General features: G+C 46.3%; 2 protein-coding genes and 1 pseudogene. 2 read left to right on the top strand and 1 reads right to left on the bottom strand.

Going from position 1 to position 3645, the window contains the following annotated elements:
- A pseudogene (locus VB732_RS35595) lies at nt 1–479 on the top strand (strawberry notch-like NTP hydrolase domain-containing protein); the annotation flags it as partial.
- 86 nt (nt 480–565) lie between these two features.
- Here VB732_RS35595 and VB732_RS35590 read toward each other — a convergent pair.
- The gene (locus tag VB732_RS35590; RefSeq protein WP_323235499.1) at nt 566–2146 is read right to left on the bottom strand and encodes a group II intron reverse transcriptase/maturase; all 1581 of its coding nucleotides are present in this window, start codon (nt 2144–2146) and stop codon (nt 566–568) included.
- A 554-nt stretch (nt 2147–2700) separates the two neighbouring features.
- Here VB732_RS35590 and VB732_RS35585 point away from each other — a divergent pair.
- A partial coding sequence (locus tag VB732_RS35585) for a strawberry notch-like NTP hydrolase domain-containing protein (protein ID WP_323235501.1) occupies nt 2701–3645 on the top strand: 945 nt, incomplete at its 3' end.

Here is a 3645-nt window from a genome sequence, read left to right as displayed (position 1 = left end):
TTCTTGGCGATGGGACGGGTGCCGGTAAGGGTAGACAATGTGCGGGAATCATCCTCGACAACTGGTGTCAGGGGCGTTCTAAAGCCATTTGGGTATCTAAAAGTTCTGCCTTAATTGAAGATGCCCGTAGAGACTGGTGTGCTTTAGGAGGTGATACAAAAGACATTATCGACCTGAGCAACATCAAACTTGGCGACCCCATCCCTTTCACCCAAGGTATTCTCTTCTGCACGTACTCAACTCTACGCTCTCAAAAGAATGGTAAAAGTCGGCTTAAGCAAATCGTTGAGTGGGCAGGTAAGGACTTTGAGGGAGCGATCGCATTTGATGAGTGTCACGCGATGGGTAACGCAATGGCGCAAGAGGGCAAACTGGGCATGGTTGCAGCATCCCAGCAAGGTATTGTTGGGCTGCGGTTGCAAAACGCACTACCATCAGCACGGGTTATCTATGTTTCTGCTACTGGAGCGACGAAGGTTTGGTGAGTCGATGGGGAGTATTATCTCCCGCACCTCTCAGTTAGATCCGTGCGTGCAACTTTCGCTGCACACGGCTCCCGATGTTCTCAGCTTGCGCTTTTGCTCATGTGTTTGTAATCGTGGCAACTCTCGTGAATTACTTCAAGATTATTTTTCTTCCAGTTGACGTGATTTCCGTCGATGTGATGCAGGTGAACCCGTTCCTCATCGATGAACTTTAAGCCACAGGAAGCACATCTATGGTTTTGCTTCTTGAGAGCAATAGAGGTTTCGCCATCATAGAGTTTACTGTTACGTTTACTCCAGTAGGCTGTATCTCCGTCGTAGGGTGATTTAGTTCCCTTGACAGAAGTGTGTTTGTTTTCGGAGTAAGGAACCTTTGGGAATGCTTTGTCTAGTAATTTCTTGCTAGAGTAGCGGTTTTGCTTGGTTTCCTTGTTGAATACCGTGTAAGCTCTTTTTTGGATGTGGTATAACGAGTTTCTAGACCCGTCCATCTTGCAGAACTTATGGTAGTTTCTCCAACCTCTGACTACCGGGGCTAATTTTTCAGCTTTTGTGGTAGCGCCATAATTCGAGTTGTTGACGATGTGTTTTACTTTCTTACGAAAAGCTTTGAAGTTGTCCACTGAGGGACTACATTTGAACTTTCCGTTTTTCTGGACTTTAAAGTGCCAGCCGAGGAAATCAAACCCATCTGTCGCGGCGGTAACTTTGGTTTTCTTTTGGCTTACATTCATTCCGCGTTTGCGGAGGAACTCGCTGATTCTTTCAAGTATCTCTGTTGCATCGTCTTCTGGTCGGAGTATAATAACCATGTCATCCGCGTATCGGATTGATGGCGAGGCAATTTGTTCTGCCTTTGTTTTAGGTGTAATCCTTCTACCATCTCTATGTAGAGCGTGGTATCTGTGGATACTCTCAATTCCGTTGAGTGCAATATTAGCTAATAGTGGGCTGACCACTCCCCCTTGTGGGGTTCCTTGTTCAGGAAATTCTGGGTTTACCCCTGCCTTGAGGCATCGGAAAATACCGAGTTTTAAGCCTTTGGAGGCGATGAGTTCGTCCATTATTGCTGAGTGGTTAATCCTATCGAAGCACTTTTCGATATCGAGTTCAATTACTCGTTTTTCTATTCCATTGGACTGGGATCTAAGGTTGTCAAAGATGTACTTTTGTGCATCATGGGCAGAGCGCCCAGTTCTAAACCCGTAACTCCTCGCATGGAAGGTGGCTTCGTGTGCTGGTTCGAGTACGTATTTTGCTAGGCATTGCCAAGACCTATCCGCAATTGTTGGTATCTTAAGCATTCTGGTTGTCCCGTCCTTTTTGGGGATGGGGATTTCCCGTAATCCTTGATGCTTCCAATTTCCACTGTTCATTTTCAGTAAGTCTTCAAGGTTGAAGCGTTCTTCAAATGAGAGGGATTTCTTACCATCAATACCAGCCGTCTTTTTACCAGCGTTTAGCTGAGATACTTGTCTTATTGCAAGAAATCGAGCCGAGGTGGATTTTAGAATGAGCTTTTGGAGTGACCTAGCTTTCCGTTTGTCTCCAACAAGAACCGCTTTGTACACACGCTTTTGAAGGCGGAAAAGGTTACGGCGGAATTTCTTCCACGGTAAGGCTCTCCAAGATTCACTAGTTTTGTAACTGTGTCTAATCATTTTCTCTTCTGGAGTTTGTGTATTCTGAACACCTCAGACCAATTACGGTCTGTCCTACCCGACTTGTGAGGATTCCGCTTCTCGTCTAGCCTACTTGGGGATCGACTGCCCCAGGACTCACAAATCGTTTTTATTCGTTCCCTCGGTGAGATTGATTGTTCCGTTAGATGTAGCCAATTCGATTACTGGATTCCCTGGACTCTTGCCGTTACTGGTTAGATGGTTCGGCGGGAATGAACTCCAGTGGGATCAGGGATTTTTTGTTGCGCCCTTGCCCTAAGATAAGTCGCTTTTCTAGGCTCTGTTTCACCATAGGAACTCCCTGTTAGCGCCAGTGTCAACCCGCAACGGTCGTCTGTTTGCGCCCTGTTCCCAGCTTCACTCTACAAGAACCGAGCTTGTTCGGTGTGGGCAGATAAGGAGTCAATTCTGAGTCTGAATGGCAAGACTTGCACTTGCATCAAACCGAGAGTTCAGCCTTTTTGTGACAGTAATCTGCTGTCGGACTGGGTTAGTTATTTACGGACTGATTACCGTGATTCACTAACCAACGAATCGCACCCAACCTATCTTATGCAAATCGTCTGGGGCTTTGGCAGACGGGCGACTTTCCGTTTACCTCCCGTGAGGATTTTGTGGAATCCATTGAGGGCGGTGGTATCGCTGCAATGGAAGTGGTCGCCAGGGATCTCAAGGCTTTGGGACTGTATCTGGCGCGGAGCCTTTCCTTCGAGGGAGTTGAATATCAAACTCTCGAAATTGAGTTAACGCCGACTCAGGAACGGATTTATAACAGCTACTCCGATGCTTTTGGTGTTATTCATAATAATTTAGACAAAGCCTTAGAAGCTTGCAATATAACTGGCGCAAAAACGTACAATCGTGCTGCTAAGATGTCTGCCAACTCGCAGTTTGAATCGCACAAGCAAAGATTCTTCAATCATCTTCTCACAGGGATGAAATGTCCGCAGTTGATCAAAGCGATTGAGCAGGATCTATCCCTTGGTCTTGCTGTTGTCATTCAAATAGTTTCGACTAATGAAGAACTTTTGAAACGACGACTTGATGAAGTTCCTGCTTCCGAATGGAAGGATCTTAATCTTGACCTGACCCCACGGGAATACCTCATGGATTACCTGATGAGTGCTTTCCCTGTTCATCTGCATTCCATTCATTCTGGCGTTGATGGAGAAGAAAAATCCGAGCCAGTCTTTGACGCTGATGGCTCTCCAGTTATCTCCCAAGAAGCTGTAGCTTTGAGAGATGCTTTAGTCGATAAGTTAGCAAGCCTTGATCCCATCCCCGGCGCATTAGAACAATTGCTGTGGCACTTCGGTCACAAACAAATTGCCGAAGTAACTGGTCGCAGCAAGCGAGTTCTGAAAGATGAATCTGGACGTTTGTTCGTTGATTCACGGGGTAGTGGTGCGAATATTGCTGAAACTGCTGCATTCATGCAGGGTGACAAACAAATCCTCATCTTCAGTGACGCTGGTGCG

The sequence above is a fragment of the Nostoc sp. UHCC 0252 genome, assembly GCF_034931145.1.
Lineage (GTDB): Bacteria > Cyanobacteriota > Cyanobacteriia > Cyanobacteriales > Nostocaceae > Nostoc.
The sequence above is the reverse complement of the archived record's forward strand: the minus strand, read 5'-3'. Positions and strand labels throughout refer to the sequence as shown.

Coding starts and splice junctions, on each gene's coding strand:
- VB732_RS35590 (WP_323235499.1), bottom strand. CDS start 2,146: ATGATTAGACACAGTTACAAAACTAGTGAATCTTGGAGAGCCTTACCG.